The organism is bacterium, from assembly GCA_018812485.1.
In the GTDB taxonomy this organism is placed as follows: Bacteria; JAHJDO01; JAHJDO01; order JAHJDO01; family JAHJDO01; genus JAHJDO01.
The window spans coordinates 18,635-37,498 of sequence record JAHJDO010000108.1 but is presented as its reverse complement, the minus strand read 5'-3'; the positions used below and the strand labels follow the sequence as shown (position 1 = coordinate 37,498).

At 37.1% G+C, this 18,864-nt stretch carries 15 protein-coding genes; 3 read left to right on the top strand and 12 right to left on the bottom strand.

Annotation, left to right across the window (positions count from 1 at the left end; all coding sequences use genetic code 11):
* Positions 1–125 precede the first annotated feature (125 nt).
* Complete coding sequence (smpB, locus tag KKC91_08905) at positions 126–572, bottom strand: SsrA-binding protein SmpB (GenBank protein MBU0478672.1); 447 nt, start codon at positions 570–572, stop codon at positions 126–128.
* Positions 573–748: 176 nt separating this feature from the next.
* Here smpB and KKC91_08900 point away from each other — a divergent pair, with 176 nt between their 5' ends.
* The 3 genes from KKC91_08900 to KKC91_08890 are packed head-to-tail and all read left to right on the top strand — an operon-like array spanning position 749 to position 2,524.
* Positions 749–1,015: a hypothetical protein gene (locus tag KKC91_08900; GenBank protein MBU0478671.1), complete on the top strand. Its 267-nt coding sequence runs from the start codon at positions 749–751 to the stop codon at positions 1,013–1,015.
* Positions 1,016–1,027: 12 nt separating this feature from the next.
* On the top strand, positions 1,028–2,176 hold the full coding sequence (locus tag KKC91_08895) for a glycerate kinase (protein MBU0478670.1): 1,149 nt from the start codon (positions 1,028–1,030) through the stop codon (positions 2,174–2,176).
* A gap of 18 nt (positions 2,177–2,194) precedes the next feature.
* A complete protein-coding gene (locus KKC91_08890) occupies positions 2,195–2,524 on the top strand; it encodes a PilZ domain-containing protein (GenBank protein ID MBU0478669.1) in 330 nt (109 codons plus the stop codon).
* A 90-nt stretch (positions 2,525–2,614) separates the two neighbouring features.
* On the opposite strand, the gene KKC91_08885 is transcribed toward KKC91_08890, so the two are convergent.
* The 11 genes from KKC91_08885 to KKC91_08835 all read right to left on the bottom strand — a co-directional run bounded on the left by KKC91_08885 (position 2,615) and on the right by KKC91_08835 (position 18,795).
* Entirely contained in the window at positions 2,615–2,953 is a 339-nt protein-coding gene (locus tag KKC91_08885; protein ID MBU0478668.1) for a hypothetical protein, read from the bottom strand.
* 141 nt (positions 2,954–3,094) lie between these two features.
* The gene (locus KKC91_08880) at positions 3,095–4,240 is read right to left on the bottom strand and encodes a hypothetical protein (protein MBU0478667.1); all 1,146 of its coding nucleotides are present in this window, start codon (positions 4,238–4,240) and stop codon (positions 3,095–3,097) included.
* 128 nt (positions 4,241–4,368) lie between these two features.
* Positions 4,369–4,554 (bottom strand): hypothetical protein, encoded by a 186-nt coding sequence (locus KKC91_08875; GenBank protein ID MBU0478666.1) that lies wholly within the window; start codon positions 4,552–4,554, stop codon positions 4,369–4,371.
* Positions 4,555–4,639: 85 nt separating this feature from the next.
* Positions 4,640–5,680 carry a dienelactone hydrolase family protein gene (locus KKC91_08870; protein MBU0478665.1) on the bottom strand — a complete coding sequence of 347 codons (1,041 nt, stop codon included), beginning with the start codon at positions 5,678–5,680 and terminating at the stop codon, positions 4,640–4,642.
* Positions 5,681–5,692: 12 nt separating this feature from the next.
* Positions 5,693–6,907, bottom strand: coding sequence for a Gfo/Idh/MocA family oxidoreductase (locus tag KKC91_08865; GenBank protein MBU0478664.1), 1,215 nt, complete (start codon positions 6,905–6,907; stop codon positions 5,693–5,695).
* Between the two features lie 191 nt (positions 6,908–7,098).
* Positions 7,099–7,728 (bottom strand): prepilin-type N-terminal cleavage/methylation domain-containing protein, encoded by a 630-nt coding sequence (locus KKC91_08860; protein MBU0478663.1) that lies wholly within the window; start codon positions 7,726–7,728, stop codon positions 7,099–7,101.
* A 14-nt stretch (positions 7,729–7,742) separates the two neighbouring features.
* A complete protein-coding gene (locus KKC91_08855) occupies positions 7,743–8,069 on the bottom strand; it encodes a hypothetical protein (protein MBU0478662.1) in 327 nt (108 codons plus the stop codon).
* 38 nt (positions 8,070–8,107) lie between these two features.
* The gene (locus KKC91_08850) at positions 8,108–12,403 is read right to left on the bottom strand and encodes a hypothetical protein (GenBank protein ID MBU0478661.1); all 4,296 of its coding nucleotides are present in this window, start codon (positions 12,401–12,403) and stop codon (positions 8,108–8,110) included.
* A gap of 259 nt (positions 12,404–12,662) precedes the next feature.
* On the bottom strand, positions 12,663–15,134 hold the full coding sequence (locus KKC91_08845; GenBank protein ID MBU0478660.1) for a metallophosphoesterase: 2,472 nt from the start codon (positions 15,132–15,134) through the stop codon (positions 12,663–12,665).
* A 174-nt stretch (positions 15,135–15,308) separates the two neighbouring features.
* Entirely contained in the window at positions 15,309–16,391 is a 1,083-nt protein-coding gene (locus KKC91_08840; protein ID MBU0478659.1) for a GntR family transcriptional regulator, read from the bottom strand.
* Positions 16,384–18,795, bottom strand: a complete 2,412-nt coding sequence (locus KKC91_08835) for a glycoside hydrolase family 78 protein (protein MBU0478658.1) — start codon at positions 18,793–18,795, stop codon at positions 16,384–16,386. Before KKC91_08835 ends, KKC91_08840 begins: the two co-directional genes overlap by 8 nt.
* Positions 18,796–18,864 lie beyond the last annotated feature (69 nt).

Sequence of the window (18,864 nt, the reverse complement as noted above, 5' to 3'; positions counted from 1 at the left end):
TGGACGTTATCTAAAAGGGGAAATCAGATGCTGGTATGACAATAGGCTTATTGGTGTTCAAACAGCTAAAAATGAAGACCTAAATATTGTGCACTTTTAAACTTTAAACTGTGCACTTTTAAATTTTAGCTAACAGCTTTTTCTGTTTCCCTGCTTATAACCTTCTTCTTTATCGCATCGCGTTTATCATACAGCTTCTTGCCCTTTACAAGAGCAATTTCTATCTTTGCCTTACCTTTCTTAAAATAAATCTGCAGAGGCACTAAAGTAAGTCCCTTCTGGGAAGTCTGTCCAATAAGGCGTTTTATCTCCTGCCTATGAAGCAAAAGCTTGCGAATTCTAAGAGGATCATGATTAAAATTGCTGGCCTGCTCATAAGGGTTTATATGCATACCATGTATTAAAACCTCTGCATTTTCAATCTTTGCAAACGCCTCCTTTATATTTACGCCTCCCGTACGCATTGATTTTACTTCACTGCCATTAAGAGCAATCCCTGCCTCAAAAGTCTCTAATACATAATACTCATGCCTTGCGCGTTTATTAACTGCTACAACTTTTACATCTGCCATGACAGAAATTGTATCACTTTGACTGGGAAAATTCTATATGCTATATTACAAATATCATCAAAACTTCCATTAAAGAGTATAGAATAATTTTCCTAAATTCGAAATCAGAAATCAGAAACTCGAAACAAATTCAAATAGTTAAAACTCAAAATCCAAAACAGTAAAAAGGAGGGAATATGAAGAAACTAGCTGTTATCGGTGTAAGTGTAATCGTGCTTTTGGTATTGATCAGCGGATCAATACTTGCGCAAACCATGAAAAAAAAGGAGCGTCCTTTTAAGCAGACTGTATTATCCTACATCATTCCATCTGAATATGGCAGGCTTGTTGCTGCCAGTCCAAGCTTTAATCAGCTGTGTTTTGAAGCAGAAAACGGAGATATTTATATTGTTCTTAGATCACACACAGCTATTAGTAGTGTGTATATAATAAAGAGAAAATGAAAGTGTCATAACATGGGCAAGATTCTCATAGCTTCTGATTCTTTTAAAGGGGCTGCTTCAGCTCTGGAGGTATGTAATGCTATTGAAAACGGGATTAAGCAGGTATGTCCAGAAGTAGAGACCATAAAAATCCCAATGGCAGATGGAGGAGAGGGGACTGTTGAGGGTCTCATAGCGGCTACAAAAGGCAGATTCATCACCAAAGTGGTAACAAATCCTCTTGGAGAAAAGGTTAAAGCCAAATTTGGAATTCTTGGGGATAATAAAACTGCTGTTATTGAAATGGCTGAGGCGTCTGGTCTTCCACTTGTGCCCCCTGAAAAAAGAAATCCGATGAAAACCACCACATACGGAACCGGTGAATTAATAAAATACGCTCTGGAAAAAGGGTGCAAGAGATTCATAATAGGCATTGGCGGCAGCGCGACTGTAGATGGTGGAGCAGGCATGGCACAGGCCTTAGGAGCGAAACTAGTTGACAAGACAGGTAAGGAAATAGGATTTGGTGGAGGCAGCTTATCAAAGTTGTTTAAAATAGATATTAGCTCTATGGACAAGCGCATTAAAGCCTGTGATTTTGAAGTTGCATGCGATGTTGACAACCAGCTTTGCGGCACAAAGGGAGCAGCATATGTATATGGCCCACAAAAGGGAGCGACAAAAACACAGGTACGCATCCTGGATAGAGCATTATCCCATTTTGCCAGCGTAATTCGCAGAGATATTGGAGTAAAAGTGGAGAATCTAGCAGGGGCAGGAGCTGCTGGAGGATTAGGAGCCGGACTGGTTGCTTTTCTCGACGCACGCCTAAAAAGTGGTATAGAACTGGTTATTAAGGCAGGTGGTATTGAGAAACATATTCAGGATGTTGATCTGGTGATAACTGGTGAAGGGAAGATTGATGGACAGACTATATTTGGGAAAACACCCATAGGGATTGCAAAACTGGCCAAAAAATACGGCAAATCAGTTATCGCAGTATGTGGAATGGTGGATGAAGGATATGAAGAAGTGTACAAAAATGGAATTGATGTAATAATAACCCAGTTTAATAGTTTCCTAACTACCCAAGAACAAATAGGTCAATGCAAAAAACTTATTCAGCAGATTACAGCTAATACAATGCGTTTAGCTGTAATTACTAAACAGGTTTTGGCATAACAACAGAAAGGAGTGAATATGATAAAATCAAGAGAAAGAAGAAAGCATCCCCGCACACAGCTTACCTATCGACTTCCCCTGAATCTGGCTCTCAAGAAAAAAATGAGTGTGCACGCATATTGCAAGGACATAAGTAAAAGCGGCATAAAAATAGCAGGGAAATTTCGAATAGAAAAAGGTGGAACAATAAGAATCAAGCCTATGTTTTCAGGGCAAGATTACGCAGAAGAAATTGTAGCTCAAGCCGTATGGTCAGGGCCTGCTTCAGTAAAGGATACTTATGAATATGGATTAAAATTCTTGCATGCATATGATAAAGAAATAGATAAAATTACCACACAAGGCTGAGTACTGGCTGTTCGATAGTATGATCTTCCTGAATAACCAGAACGTTCGTATGTATGAGTCCATAACATATTGGAAAAATCATGAAGATTTTTATATTCTTAAACTTCCAATAGTTTCATACATTGCTATTATGTTTTCTATTGGTGTGCCAACCTGAATATTATGATCTGGAGCGATTATCAATCCGCCTTTAGCAAACAGTTCTTTTCTTAAGTTTATTGCCTTTATAACTTGATTAACAGTGACAGATGGTAATAGATGTTGGGTGCTTATACTACCGCAGAAAGCAATTTTACCATAGAATTCATTATGTAGTTCTTCAGTATCCATACCTGCAGCATCAGGTTGAATCTCTTCAAGTATATCAAGCCCTAATTCTATAACCAGATTCCTTGAATCTCTCAGCTTTTTTTGTAATCTTCTCTTCAATTCCCTTATCAGGATATATTAAATCTTCCCAAACTAACCACCAGCTGGCTATTCTATAAGTCTTTTGTAATAGTTTAGTTCTCATAACAAAGTCCAGTTGTAGTAAAATTCAATAAAGAAGAATCGCGAAGCAGATGTTGATTATTTCAACCATCCTGTATATTCAGCCAGCAGCCTGCAATAATAAACAAAGTTTTGCCACGAAATATCATGAGGAACTCCATGGTCACAACCAGGTATATACCCACCGTCCTTGAACAAGGGCGGGATAATGCGCTCTAACTCTTTCTTAATAATATCTCCGCCTTTTGCAATAGCACGTTTATCAACACCGCCTTTGAACGCCATCCGTTTTGCAAATTTCTGACGATAGCTGACAATATCGTTCTGCGCAGCAACCTCCATAGGATCACAGCAATTAATACCCGCTTCAATCCAGATAGGGACCAGTTCTCCAACATATCCATCGGAATCCATATCAACAATGGGACATCCGCTTTGCTTTATCAAAGGAATCCATTTCTGATAAACAGGAAGCAGAAACCTGCGTGTCATTTCAGGGGAAATCATACTGTGCGCTTTGTATGCCATATCCTCAGACATCCAGACAAAATCAAGTTTGATTTTTTCAAGAATTGGCTCCATAGTTCTGACAACAAAATCTGCCCAGAATGAAATCATATCCATAACAAATTCGGGATCTTCTATCATAAGAATGCATAGCGGCTCAAATCCGCACCATTCTCTCAACTGCCAGAACGGCCCTGGAAAGGAAATGCCGACAGGATAGTCCCTATTCTGTAATCTCTCACACCGTTCGTTGAAATCATCTGGAAACCTGCCTGCTGTTTCTGAATTATACCTTTTTTCCATATCCTCCCAGCTTTTGTGGTCCTCAACCGGGAACTTAAGCCATCTACGGGTAACAAAATCCTTGCCACTGCGAATATACGTATAATCGTATTTGTCTGATATCTCAGTGATATTTCCCATCCAGTCCTGAACGACATAATGTCCGTCTTTATGTTCAAGCACCTTTTCTTCAAAAGCAGGAATCATCTTAAAAGAAACACCAACACCCACACGCCGCTTATTCTGGGAAGTATCTAATTTTATGCCAATCTTTTCACTCACAGCATCCAGATAATTTCTGTTTTCAGCCAGTCCCTCTTTATGCCAGCGTTTCAGTGTAGATTCACGTGGGGCGCCCGGCGTAAAAGGAATCTTATCCACCTCCTGAAAAAGCAGTGTATTCACATACCTCTCTCGTTCTGTCATTGTTTTCATCTTTTTCTCCAAAATATGCGGGGACTTGCACCCTGCAAGAAGCTGCACTTGGCGTGCTAGCAGTTAAGCCCAGCGAATACGCCCACTAGGACTATCCAACTGTAATGCCTTGTTCTACTTCACTCCCACTAATCAGTCACAAGCAAACCTAATAATACCTGTGCGTAGATACGATGCCCAAAATCATTCGGATGATTCACGCCATTTCCTGTGAGGTCGTGATATCTCTTGAACTTCAATAGATCCATCCACATCTGTGTCATGTCCGCCAAAATTACCCCGGATCTTAATGCATCACGATACTCTGTGAACATTTCAGTAGGCGTGTTCTGCCACTCAGGATTACCAAGCTAAGGTATCTTTTCCCAAGCGTTTTCTTGTACTAATTAGTTAAATTCCTTATAGGTATTTTTTAAAAAATACAAAAGCTTTATTCCCGGCAAAGGCATGGGGGCCGGGATGAATATCAGCCCAGAGTTTATTCTCTGCATCAGCTGCTTTATAAATTTTTTTAACTCCCTCATAACCTTTAAGCATGTCATGAATAAAAAAGCAATTATCATAAATTCCCATCTCCAAAAGAAGAGGTCGAGGTGCGATTAAGCCAGCAATGTCATCAGTATCAAAATAGCGATAAATATCAGGCACAATCTGAGAACCGCAGAAATTGGCTCTTTTTATACCAAATCCCTGCCAAGGATTTACATAACCAATAATATCCGCAGCCTTAATCCTTGGTTCAGCAGCTGCAGTAAAGGTGGTCATAGTGCCACCTTGAGAGAGCCCCATCATGCCAATACGTTTTTTATCAACCTCAGACCTTGTTTCTAAGTAATCAATGCAGCACTTCATGTCCCAGATATTTAGGGTAAGTGGATAGATTCCTAATAGAGCTCCCTTAACAAAATTGACATTACAGGCATCTCTGCCCGGGAAAGGGTTATGACCGTCTCTGCGTTCTCCAAAAACTCGCAGATCTGGACTTATGGTCAAAAAACCAGCCTTAGCCATCTGTTCGCCATAGTTATGGTTATGTTCATTAATAAAAGCTATATGTTCTTTTGAAGAACGGATTCCTGCTATTGGATCTTTTCCAAAAGCACCATGTCCATGGCTGCAGATAATGGCAGGGTTTTTCTTATCCGCCTTCATCTTCTTCAGCCTTAAGACCTGACAGGGGACAGACATAAACTCCTCGGAATTAAATACCACTCTTTCCCTAATTAGATCACCGTCCTCTACTTTTGACTCTACTTCTGCCTGCAGTTGAACTTTTTTAGGGAATTTTCCCAATAGCTCTAAAAATTTCGGATAAGCACTCTTCCTCCAGCTAGTCCAGTCAGATTTAGTTCTACCTTTAAATTTTAGAAACGGCTCCCAGTCTTCAGCTATCTTTTCCCAATAACTCTGCATAGAAAAATTACGTCTTGCTTTAGCCATTATTATTTCCTTTCAAAGTAATGATTTAATCTTAACAGGTTTTCCCGTCTTTATAGACTTATTTCCGGCAATTCCAATCAATATAGACATAGCTCCACCCCATGAACCAGCCTGATGCCCCAGAGGATCTGGAATCCTCTCTTTAAAAAGCATATCCTCAAGCCTTTCATCCCCTCCGCCATGTCCGCCCGCAGCTTTAGGAACCTTGATAATTCTCGGCTTCTTAAATAATGGGTAAATCCTTATTTGCTTCTCCTCAGGTATGCCTCCCGGAAAACTATGAAACTCCTCTGCTTCAAGCCTTCCTTTTTTCCCATTCAAAGACATCCTCCATCCTTCATAAGGCAGAAAGGCATTAAGGCTATAATTTAAGAATGTGCTCTTTTTATAGGCCACACACACTGACATTGTATCCTCAATATCAATTTCATCACTGAATACACATCTATCCCTGTAATATTTATCTTCGTCTTCTGCCTTACGATAAAAGTTTTTATTCAGTTCTTTCTTTTCAATATCAAAATAAAACTCGCAGGTCTTTTTATACTTACATGTCAAACACCTCTCGCTTCTATCTTCTCTGGTATGACCGTAAAATCTCAATGCCCCTCTGGCAAATACCTCTTCAGGCTCATCATCTAAAAACCAGTTAACCAGATCAAAGTGATGCGTTGCTTTGTGGACAAGAAGCCCGCCTGAATTTTCCTTTCTCCTGTGCCATCTGCGAAAATAATCTGCTCCGTGTGAGGTGTCCAGATAATAGCTAAAATCAACCGAGATAATATCACCAATAATACCTTTACAAAGAAGTTCTTTTATGCGTGTTACATATGGAACATAACGGTAATTGAAAGTAACTGTAACTTTTTTTTCACTCTTTTTCTCAGCTCCAAGTATAGCTCTGCATTTCTCATCATCGATTGTCATTGGCTTTTCAGTAATAACATCATGTCCGGTCTCCAGAGCCCTAATAATAAACTCATGGTGGGTTGAATCCTTTGTAGCAACAATAAGCGTATCAAATTTGACTTCTTTGAGCATCTTATCAAAATTAGTATAAGTTGGGACATGGCGTTTTATAATGCTATTAGCAAGTTCCAGTCTCTTCGGATTGACATCACACATGGCAACAAGTTCTGCTTGTTTCTTATACTTTTCAACAATAGGTCTGGCAAACATAGCTACTCCACGCCCGCCTGTTCCGACCAAAGCATATCTTTTTTTCATAGCAATCTCCTATAGTAATTTTATGTCTTAATTCTTCCCGCGAATTGATAGAGAAATAATCCATTAGTTCTTGATTTATTCCCGGTGTTTCATAGTATATAGTATGTGGTAGGATGCCTGTCAAAGTCTTCATTATACTTAAAAATTGCTTTAAAACATTCTTTAGGTGTCATCCTATTATCCTCTAACTTTTAAGGAAGAGACCACCGGTCATCATCTACGTCGCCCTCTGCGTACCAGCTAACGTGTCCGTCACAGAAAAGAAAATTTGCGCCATCGTTATGCACATGACCAACTCTAGAACTATTGCTTATTCGATAATGTGCTCCTCCATTAATATCTTCCCCACCATCACACGCTATCATTTTCTCTGTGGGAATGCTAATCTTAGATAGTCTTAACTGCCTAGGCAAGAAATCAGTATTTCCAAAATACAGGTTATAAGCATAGTTGACACTATATCCAGGAAATGCACCTGTTGCCATCATAGCATTTGGATTACTTTTGCAAAACAATACTGAACTAACCCCTTTATTGCCGAATTTAGCGCCGTACATTTGTAATTGCTCACACCATGTATAACCAGCGCCACCATAACCCATTGGCAAATAGTCATCCCAATCCGATGCATACATCATAAGCATTGTATGCATCTGTCTTAGATTACTGATGCATTTTGCCCGTCTTCCCATCTCCCTTGCTTTTGATAATGCAGGCAAAAGCACTGATGCAAGCAGAGCTATTATGGCTATCACGACCAAAAGCTCAATGAGCGTAAAACTTTTCCTGTTTCCCAAAACTTTCCTGATTTTAGTTAACATTTTCTCTCCCTTTCTTATATGTTTTTATTTGCATACAATAAGTTGAGTAATTCTAATGCCTTATCTCTTAAAATATTACCCGTTTCTGGCTTGAAAGCTGAACCTGTTGATTCATAATCTCCCTGTTTAAAAGATTCGCTTGTAGCAATATATCCAAGGTAACCTCCAGCCAGTTCTATAACGAATGTTTTTGTGAAAGGTGATTTTTTCTTTATACATTCCAATAATTTTTTATTAGTATCGCATATTCCCTTTACTTCAGTATAAGGATTGTCTAAATATCCTTTAATATGCCCTTCTCCCATATTTAAACCTATTACTCCTGCTCCAAATATTTCCATTTTTGCAAGACCTCCTCTTAATTATTATAGCTTTTAGTCTATTCCAGTCCAGAAATATTTACCTCAATCAATCTAAAATCATAACTCTTTACAGGTACAGAAAATGACTTATTTTCGCAATCAAGAAATCTCTTATTTTCCAAGTCAAAAAGCTTAATCATTTTACTATTAGGGACATTAAAATCTAGTTTGATCTGAGCAAATTGCACTTCATTAGTTAAATTGCTGACTATTAACAGGTATTTCTGGTCATTTGAGGAAATCTTTTTATAATAGCTTATTTTAATCTTATCATTATCGCAGAATACCTGATGTCTTTCCCAGTATGGAAAAAATTCCACCTTTTCCATTCCAAAATCCTTTTTGATTTCATAAACACTTCTAACAACTTCTGCATTACAATAAGCAGGCCATATTAGGATATCATGGATCAAGAGCATAGCCAAAAGTTCTCTGGTCGGAGCTTCCGGCTTATCCCAATCACCATGCAGTTCAGGGAGAAATAGCTGAGCCGCACCCCACTGTTTCCCCATAGTCATTGCCCGTATTTTATCAATAGGCAATACTTCTGTATAATGTTCCTTTACCCGAACATTTCCCGCATTATACTGTTCACCATCACAGTATATATCTGCAAAAGAAATAACAGGGATATTGGTCCAACCAGATGTGTGGATGAATATACATGGCGGTTTTTCACCTTTTTCATAAAAGAGAGTGCGTATTCTTTTCACAAGATCGCGACAGGCAAAAAAATTGTATTCAGGTTTCCAATCTCCATTCTTATCTATGTACCCACATCCATGTGTCTCATTAGCACACAAAGAAAATGAACCATCCAGATAGACTGCTCCTATCTCTAAATCATCTATCATCCGATTTAGATTCCACATATAGTAATCTGCCCAGTCAGACCTTGGACATACAGAAATATAGGACATTCCTGATCCATATGCAATTTCATATTTTCGAGGAACTACTCCGGGCTTTATTTTTGTACCGGCTGCCAGCCATTCATTTCCAAATAACTTAGCCTCAGGTCGTAATCGCCCATCTCGCAACCAATGCCTAAACATGCCAATTGGATAGTACGGCATCACTTTTTTCCCTTGCTTACGATATCTTCTTGCCATTATTTTTGCTTGCACTGGGTCAACACACATTTCTTCTCCCTTTCCAAACGAATCCCATTCCTGCAATGTGCTCCACGGATTTGCAAATGTTCTCTCATACCCCCAGGTCCGCCAATCTTCAGGAAGCGGTTTTACCGGCGTAGCCTGCATGCCCACTGTATATTGCAAAGGTTCATGCAAATCATATAATGTATCTATAAAGTTTAATCTCAATATAAGTACATCAGATTTTGGTATTATCTTAAAATTATTATTGCTTTTATAAACATAACAATTTCTTTCAGATTCCCTAAATACTGCGAATCCCATGTTGTCATCTCCAACCCATACAAATGGTCTGAAATCAAGCGATATGCCTTCTTTTGGAATAAGCCCTGCATCTGAACCGGGAGGAATTCGATTTCTCGAAAAATAGTGAAAATACTTCATTAACTCTTTATTAAAGGATAGTTCCAAAAACATCTCTTTTATTTTAACTTTCTTCTGTACAGGCTCAATGCTGAAATCAAACCTAACCATTCCGTCATATTCAACTTCTTTCTTGATGTCTATTTTAAAGCTATTTTTTATCGTAGAACATTTCAAAACAGCCTTATCTTTTTCAAAAGAAACAACCTTATTTTCCCCAACATCAAAAATCGTGCGATTATCCATTTCGTCTATAATCACAAGTTTTATATCTTCATTAAATATATCTTTTTCATTGATTTTAACGTTCTTCATAAAAATGCTATCACCTACCGCATACTTTCTATTCCAGCATGTAACTACTTTATTATCTATAATCTGAAGGGGTTCCCAAGAGGGGAGCACGCATCTGGTCTTACCCAGGTTATTATTCTTCCATATCTTTTGCTCATCTTTTGCTTTATCGATCTCACTTTGCGTAAGATATTTGCTTTTTTGTTTCGTTTTGGTAAGTTCATGTTTTTTCTCCTTATCTCCTAGTCGCTTCGATTTAGCTTTTCTTTCTCCAAAATTAATCATTTGATATAAATAAGTTTTATCATCTGTTGCATCTCTAATTGAGTAGGCTAACACTCCTTCGGCGGAGCTCAATTTTTGGACTATATCCATAGTTTTGAATTCGCCCTTTGAAACCGCTGTTTTTTGTGAATGTTTAACTATTGAATCTGTAACTGAATTCTTGGCATATATTTTTAAGGTTGAATAAATTTTTTTACCTTTCAGGTCTGTGGCAGAAATATCTGTCTTTATACTAATCTCTCTCCCTGGAATAATTTTAATCTCTTTTGCATGCACTATAAGTGGGTTTTTTGGAAATATCAGATTGCCAAAATTAGATTGATCGTGATATGAGCCGGGAGTATGCGCCCATTGAGTCCATCTATCTTCAGAGGGCATGCCTCCATAGTTTCGACAAACATTAATTCTCCATTTATCCCCGTAATTGATATGATTAACACCTAAATCCTTTGCTGGAATACAAAGCTCTCCAGACCATCCATTATTTGTTTTATGACATTTCCATATCCAACTTCCATTCCATTTTTTATCCATTCCCCATCCGTCATATATATCTCCTCTGAAATTACCCGTAAAATGATAATATCCCAGTTCAAGAGTATCCACTGTCCGCAGAAACACTTCTATTGATTCATCCATACAGATTTGATTATCATCTCGTTCCTTTGATTTACCTTGTATTAGAGCATTAGTTTCACATTCAAATGCCATATATAAAGATACATCATCATACATAACATAAAACCATGTCTGTCTATCCGCATAATTGCCATTGTCAAAATGCACAAAACCCGTGTATTTTCCAGCATCTTGCCATTCTTTCTCCTCTATTATTCCATCTATGACTGGTGACTTTGAACACCTCGTGGCTTCGACAACAGGAGGACGGTATGTTAACTTATCGGTTAGCCCAGATAAGTAGCTTTCCTTTATTTCATCTTTTGAAAGAGTAACCGAGGAAGCTCGCAATTCGTCAATTAAAATACTGTCCTTAACTTTCTCAATGCTCTGTCCAAAAGAACCAATCTGGAAAAAATACCTGGTTGTAATTGGCACATCTTTCAGCATCTCTGCAGATACCTTGGGATCCGAAATAACTGAAGAAGGCATCCCATCTACGTAAAATGGACTATTATTATCTTTAAATGGAATATAAATGTAATGCCATTTATTTTTAACCCAATCACTTACTGGATAATAATAACATTTTTGAGCACTATCCTTTTTGATAACATACCTTAAGATTTGATTATTTAACTCTAACAGGCTAATAAAATCAGTTCCAAAAGAAGTCTGTAAAATCCTGTAAATTTTTTGGTTTTCAATAATATCCTTTTCTATTTTAATCCAAAAGTTTATTGCTGATGGAGGTACTTTATTTTTATAATAATATCTGGCTTCAAAGAGACCAGGATTAAATTTGATGGCTTTGCCTCTTTTGCCGTCAGCCAGTGAATAATCGCCTGCGGTTTCTGGCATTATATCAATCAGCTCACTTAATGGCTGAATATCTTTTTCAAAGGGGATGTAACACAACACATCCCCTTTTGTGGAACCCTTCTTTCCATCTTGCCCCTCAGAAACACTTTCAATTTCTTTCTCTTTTATCTCAATTACGCTTATATCATCAAACCATATTGTGCCATTAGTATCTTGCTCGCCATACATGTGTAGAGCTAGCTTTATGCTATCAGCTTCTTCAATACAGATAATGGTCTTAGAAACCTCTATCCAATCTTCGCTACTCCCTTTTATTGCTCCGGTAACTACAATCCAGTCGTGCAAGTAACCCTCTATTCCCGGTTTTTTAACAAAGCATCCGCCTTTCTTCCAATAATAGTAAACAGCTGGCCCACTTGACCCGGATATATCTTTCATCTTATAATGAACAGATATTTCGTATACCTTTCCAGGCGTCATTTTAATTCTCTGACCAATATAAGTGCCTTTTACATCGCCTTGTTTTAATTCTACACAATAATCTCCTGTCTTTGCTATTCCCTTCATTAAGCGTGCGTTTGCTGAGCCCCCAAATGTCCAGCCATCAGGACATCCATCTTCGTTTTCATCCAGTTCAAAACTTGGATTTGCTACCAAATTTTCCTGATTTTCTTGTGCGAAACACAGAGATTGTAAAGCTAAATTGGAAAATAAAGATACTACCATTACCGCCAAAACACATCTAACACTACTTAGCAATACATCTTTTTTCATAATTTAGTTCTCCTTTTTATATTTATGGTTATAGTTTAGCTAAAAAAGTTAATTTTTTTAGCTTTTTTTGCATTTTATTTTTATCTCTAAAAAGGTCTTGGCAATTCAAGTTCTGCGCACCTCCTTTCTCGCCTTGACTGCCCTTGGTATATAGTATCATTTCTCTGTTTTCTGTAAAATAAATTCTCTCATTGCTTTTTGTAGCTAAAGTGTTACATGAAACGTTGTCTATGACAATAATGATTTTTGGTGCTAATCTTCATTTCGGTATTTGGAGTGAATCAATCTGATTTCCTTGAGTATCCCATACACTCATACACAATTTTCTTCCATTAATCTGAATCAAACAATAGTGAGGTGTGGATTTAAAAACCTGACTGTAAGGATTCTTCACACTCTTGCCATAATTTGGTGCGCCTCCTCCCCCTGATACGATATAATAAATGTCTCCCTTCTTGTTTCTCTCATAGGCATGATCGTGTCCAGAAAAGACCATATCCACTCCATACTTTTCAAAGAGTGGTAGCAGAAACTCCTGCCCATAGGCGATCGACTCTTCCTGAGGTTTTGTTCCGTCTTCCCCCAAAGCTCCATGTGGACCTGATGTAAACAGAGGAGAATGAAGAGTAACAAACTTCCACTGTTTTGTACATGAGTTTAATTCTTCTTCCAACCATTGAAATTGTTTACTGCCGGGCTTAAAATCACTGAAATAACTATCAAGCTGGATGAAGCGTGCATTTAGATAATCAAAGCTGTACCAGCGTTCATTATTAGGAAGAGAAAAGAAATCAAAATAGTACTGTGCATTTTGTTCATGGTTACCAAGACATGGCCAAAGTGGAATGTTCTTCATAAGATGAGAAGCAGGCCCGAAAAATTCTCTTCCCCAGCACTCGTATTCGTTACCATTTTCAACAAAATCCCCGCTGTGAATAACAAACTCAGGCTTTCCTTCCGGGCATTCAAGCATCGCATCTATAACAGATTTATGCCTTTCATAGTGAGTACGAGTATCACCATACACTACAAATTGAAAAGGACGGTTCTTGTCTGGTGCTGTGGCAAAAAATCCTTTAGCCCCTAATTCCTTATCTACTTTATTTGCTTGGGAATAGACGTGATATTGATAAGTAGTTGCCGGCTTTAAGTTTTTAAGGATAATCTCATGAATTTTACTGAAATTCTTCTCTCCCTCTTTTTCTTGTTTATCACAAGAAATCTCTCCGTATTTCACATAACCTATTGTAGGGATATTAGTTTCCCACATGATAGTTACCTTATCCTGACCTAAGTTTTGAAGATAAGGGCCTTTGAGTAAAGCCAGCGGTTCCGGTTTGCTATCTTCTCCAAGTAACTCTAAATCCAAATAGGCATCAGAACTGCTTTGATCATTATAAAGGGCAACAGCAAGAAGGTTTTTCCCTTTTTTAAAAAGAGATGCCTTAAGCGTTACTTCTCTATTCCAATAAGAAAACTCATGACCTCCAAGGGGGTTGGTCTTAAATTCATCATGAAGGAAGAGAGAGTCTCTGTCTACCGTCTTTCCGTTAAGGTAGACAATGGCTGCATTATCAGAGGCAATTTTTAAAATGCCGGAACTGACTTTGAGGGTATCCTTTACCTCAAAAATTTTTCTAAAGTAGTAATTCCCTTGGTTATTGGATAATTTCGTTCCATATGTTACCTTTGGTTCATCTCCATAACCAAATGGACAACCGCCTTTAAGCCACTTAGAAGTGTCATAGTCTGTCTCATGCCACTTTCTGGAATTTGAATCCAGAGGAGGAACTTCGGCTGGATATTGCTCGGTATATAACCACTCTGAAGAGCCTTTAGAGATTATAGAAATCCCGATTGGTTTCTGTGTCTCCTTTGTTTCTAAAGGGATAAATTCCTTCTCAATTCTATCTGCAAACACTTTTACTTTCATAAAACCAATAGGCAAATTCTTGTCGTGATGCCAATTACTGGAGCCAACCACCACAACCTCACTGTCGCCAATCTTAAATTCTAGTCTCCTATGCAAATGGGCGAAGAATAAAGCAGTAGGTTTATATCTTCGAATTAATTTCTCAAGGTATAGCTGATCATTTACTGCTAAATACTCATTTTGGTCTTTACCTTGGGGATGGGGAGGAATATGCCCGAAAATAAATGTGTGGATAACCTTATTGCAATTATTAACCAATTGTTTTTCAAGCCATTCACATTGACTTCCTCCCCAAGCAGGGAAAATAAATTCTGAACTGAGATGCCCAAAATGATCTATGGGGATAGCATCACAAATCTGTATAAACAGACAATTCTTGTGCTTGAATGAATAATAATCCGCTTTCCTAAAAAGATCAGGAAACATCTTTCTAAATTCTTTTCTTGCATCTAGTGATTCATGATTGCCAAAGCTCACATAGACAGGCATTTTAATTTTTGGATATACCTCTTTAAATCCTCTAATATGTATATCTCCTGCAATTAGCATAAAGTCAGGTTTTTCTTGAAATGAGTTTATTTGCTCTAGCAAGATTTCAAACTTCTCTACTCCCGTTAGCTCGCCCTTTCTGTTTTCAGTGAGATGCGGGCACCCTACTACTACAAAACTAAACAAATGCTTCTTTGATTCCTGAGCATGTAAAGCAGGCATATTACATTCACATAGAAAATTATATGCCAAAATGACCATTCCTACCCATACCAATTTCCAGTTCAATATTTTCCGTTGAGTAGACATCTTTTGGAACCTCCTTTGGTTATTTGTAATAGTTATCAAAAGTTAAATTTTTTCTCTACTAATTTAATCATCTCTGGCCGATATATCCAAATATTTATTGGTACTCAATCTGGCTCTTCAAAGTATATTGCAGTTAAAAAACGTTCCAGGAAATCCATATTTCATTACCCTTCTTTATATATCATTCTTAATCCTTCGACATGATGCTCTTTCGACAAGTGTTGGAGCAATTAGAGTAGGTTTAAAATTATTCAGTTTCTGTCTGTCAGACATGTTAAGTAAAATGCTGGCTGCCCTTTGTCCAACTTCAAACATGGGTTGTTTTATTGTTGTAAGAGGTGGTTTAGTATAAGAAGCACCTTCCAGATCATTATACCCTACAATACTTATATCTTTTGGAATGCTTATATCCATTTTTTTTAAAACTGGCATAAAGTCAAAAACATACTCGTCAGCAGTAAAAAATATTGCTGTAGGTCTTGGTTTAAGGTGTAAAAGTTTATCAATACAGTTTTGTTTTCCATCCTGTGATATGCTTAAACTATCTATTACGTAACTGCCTCTCAATTTTATGTTGTTTTTCTTAAGAACTTTCTTATAGCCATCAAATCTCGATTTGAATGTTTCATCTTCCAGATTACCATTAAAAATTGCTATATTAGTATGCCCCAGTTTAATAAGATATTCTGTTGCCAACTCCCCTCCAAGCTGATGGTTCGTAAGTATGGAGGGAACAATATTGGATGTTACATCTATAAGTACAAAATTTTTATTTGCCCGAACAAGTGTTTCATAAAAGGCATAATCACGAACTCCTACAACTATAAACCCCATTATATAATTGCTTAATATGGCATCTTTGAAAGAAGTTATAGGCATTGAATAAAAATCAAGAAACACATCTTCATTAGATAAAGCTGCTTTAGCACCTTCAAATACTTTGGCGTACATTGGATTAAGCACATGATGCAAGGTGTTATAACTCACAAATGCCATGGTTTTTTCTTTGAATCTAGCATAGGGTTGTCTTATTACGAAATTACCTTTGCTTTTTATAGATTTGATAATTCCTGCGCTTGCGAGCTCCTTAAGTGCTCGCTTGACGGTAATAGCACTTACATCATATGTCTTACAAAGTTCATTCACAGTGCCTAATGAAGCATCTGAGTCTAAAGAATTTGATATTTTTTTTCTTAGGGCTTTTTCTAACTGTATATATAAAGGAGTATGGCTATTTTTATCAATATTATTAATCATTTATACTTCTCTGGTTATATATTTTAATATCAATCTTCTTTGGCCCTTCTACGGTAAAGTATAAGTTTTTGGATGTTAATTTAATGTTTCTCTTTATATTAATATTATTACAGTAAATTCGAGATAAATTTACATTTTTTTGAATAGGCAGTTTAATTTTGGCGCAAGTTTGCGAGGGAATCTTCAAGTTAAAAACATTTATTCCTTTTTCACCTCTTTCCCAAAAAACATCTATGTTTCCTCTTGTAGTAGGAACTGTTCCCTTGGCAAACTCACATAATTCAATCATAGGGGATATTCTAATTTTCTTAAAACCAACATCCTTAGTTCTTATTCCTAGTATCTCGGCAGGTAAATGAAATAGGGGTCCAGCACAATAAGCATGACATAGACTCCATTTTTTATCCGGCAACTTACCTTCAGGAGTTTCAGGATCATGTGTTTCCCAAAAAGTTGTAGCTCCTCGTCTGATCATTTCTCCCCAATAAGTTCTCAGCCTCTGCATTGCTTTCTTTCTTCGTCCCATCATACATAGCATCTCAATAAGATAAAACATAAAATATCCTGCTCTACAGGGCTCAGTGAGCTTACGATTAAAAATGGCTTTATGGATAGAGTTATATTTTGACTTTTCAGCTACACCGGTAACTACAGCTAATGCATTGGTCTGCTGACTGATATGAGAACTGAGTTTTCCATTATGACAGGCGTCTGCATATGCGCCCTTCTTCTTGTCCCATAATTTTTCATTTATTTTTAATCTTAATCTATCAGCCATTATTTCCCAACTAAGAGATTGTTTATTTTCTCCTATCTCTTTTGCTAAAAAAGCTGCTTCTTTTAGTGCCCAGAAATATTGAACTTGCAGAAAAGTCGAAATGCCTTCTTTATCTATTTCTCTAGTAAGATTATCAATGAAAATATATATCCTTCTACCAGTTAATTCAGGTATGATGGAATCGTCTTTTTCCTGCTTTTTGAACCACTCCATCAGTCTAGAAATATTACTATATAGTTCTTTAATTATTTTTATGTCTCTTGTATAGCGGTAATAATCTACTAAAGTTACCAGCCAATAAGTGCAGTATCCTGGAATCACTCCTCCCGAAGATATTGATGTTGGACCCTTACTTGGTATAAAGCCATCCTTGTCTTGAATCCTTGCTAGCTGGCGAATAGATTTAATTGTAAGTTTTGTCTCTCCAAATGCATACTGAGCAAATAATGCCTGTGACCTCATATCTCCTCCGTATAAAGCTTGCTCTCTCCATGGACAGTCTTCATAGTGGTCCTGCATGCAAAGATTTAATGTGTATTGAGCAGTCTTCCAAATATTATTTAACCTATTATCCGAACATTTAAAACTTCCTTTCTCTTTTGCGGGATAAGCAATGAAATCAAAGTACACCCTTTTTATATCGACTGCGCGTGTGTAATTTCTAAAGGTAAGCATAAGATATCTACAGGCTCTCCGTCTAAAGGGAGAAAATTTTTGATATCCTTTTCTCATAATAAGAGAGTCAATATAAGTCATATTGAGAGATTCTCCATAGGCAATATCTATAATTCCTCCGCTACTTTCGGATATTTCAACAACCGGATGCCCAACAACATCCCTACCAAAGTCGATAATTATAGAAGGAGATTGGTTCTTTTTATATGTTCTGACTGTTGTGTTTTTATCATTATCCTGAGCCAGATTATACGGATTTTCCACTTCCCACTTTCTATTATCAAGATGACCGTAAGCCATATTGTATCCAAGCATAAATACATTTTGAGGAAATACGTTAACAGGTTTAAAGAGAGGAATTTCTCGTTTTAGTAATTTAGTTGACTTACTAATTGGACATTTGTCTAAAAGCACAGCAGAATCCCATAATTTATCATCATAATCTATGTTATGCCATCCCATAATTTCTTTATTTGCGTCAAATATTTCCTTATATTCTCCACGGTGTTCAGAAATCAGTTGAGTGTTCTTTTCCCATGATTGTGCCTGTTTTACTTTCCATGTATTATCGCTTACAATGTTCAAAGACTTACCTTTTCTAAATCTTATTCTCCCATGGAATAAGAATCCAGCATCTCCTATTGAGACATTTAGCCAATTTTTCATATCCTTTCCATAATGATAAGCCAGAACAGCTATTACATTTTTACCTTTTCTTAAATATTTTTTCACATTATATGTATCGTAATACCAGTAATTCTTTGCACCAGGATTAGGCCCTCTACCTAAAAGAGTACCGTTGACATATAACATGTACAGACTGTTAGCTGTAACAGAAAAGGCAGCTTCTTCCACAGAGTTTTTTAATTCAAAATCTTTTCTAAGATACAGAAAAAAATTATTAGGATTTTTTGTTGGTCTATACCAGATCCAGTTAATTATCTGATTCATAAGTAATATCTAATCTCTTTATATACTTTATACATTATTTTCTTATACTTTGTCAAGTATATTTTTCTC

What these genes read in the sequence shown, in the direction of transcription:
- KKC91_08835 (MBU0478658.1), bottom strand. Translation starts at nt 18,795, where the DNA reads ATGAATCAGATAATTAACTGGATCTGGTATAGACCAACAAAAAATCCT.
- KKC91_08850 (MBU0478661.1), bottom strand. Translation starts at nt 12,403, where the DNA reads ATGAAAAAAGATGTATTGCTAAGTAGTGTTAGATGTGTTTTGGCGGTA.
- KKC91_08865 (MBU0478664.1), bottom strand. Translation starts at nt 6,907, where the DNA reads ATGAAAAAAAGATATGCTTTGGTCGGAACAGGCGGGCGTGGAGTAGCT.
- KKC91_08880 (MBU0478667.1), bottom strand. Translation starts at nt 4,240, where the DNA reads ATGAAAACAATGACAGAACGAGAGAGGTATGTGAATACACTGCTTTTT.
- KKC91_08870 (MBU0478665.1), bottom strand. Translation starts at nt 5,680, where the DNA reads ATGGCTAAAGCAAGACGTAATTTTTCTATGCAGAGTTATTGGGAAAAG.
- KKC91_08900 (MBU0478671.1), top strand. Translation starts at nt 749, where the DNA reads ATGAAGAAACTAGCTGTTATCGGTGTAAGTGTAATCGTGCTTTTGGTA.
- KKC91_08840 (MBU0478659.1), bottom strand. Translation starts at nt 16,391, where the DNA reads ATGATTAATAATATTGATAAAAATAGCCATACTCCTTTATATATACAG.
- KKC91_08890 (MBU0478669.1), top strand. Translation starts at nt 2,195, where the DNA reads ATGATAAAATCAAGAGAAAGAAGAAAGCATCCCCGCACACAGCTTACC.
- KKC91_08875 (MBU0478666.1), bottom strand. Translation starts at nt 4,554, where the DNA reads ATGTTCACAGAGTATCGTGATGCATTAAGATCCGGGGTAATTTTGGCG.
- KKC91_08860 (MBU0478663.1), bottom strand. Translation starts at nt 7,728, where the DNA reads ATGTTAACTAAAATCAGGAAAGTTTTGGGAAACAGGAAAAGTTTTACG.
- KKC91_08855 (MBU0478662.1), bottom strand. Translation starts at nt 8,069, where the DNA reads ATGGAAATATTTGGAGCAGGAGTAATAGGTTTAAATATGGGAGAAGGG.
- KKC91_08895 (MBU0478670.1), top strand. Translation starts at nt 1,028, where the DNA reads ATGGGCAAGATTCTCATAGCTTCTGATTCTTTTAAAGGGGCTGCTTCA.
- smpB (MBU0478672.1), bottom strand. Translation starts at nt 572, where the DNA reads ATGGCAGATGTAAAAGTTGTAGCAGTTAATAAACGCGCAAGGCATGAG.
- KKC91_08845 (MBU0478660.1), bottom strand. Translation starts at nt 15,134, where the DNA reads ATGTCTACTCAACGGAAAATATTGAACTGGAAATTGGTATGGGTAGGA.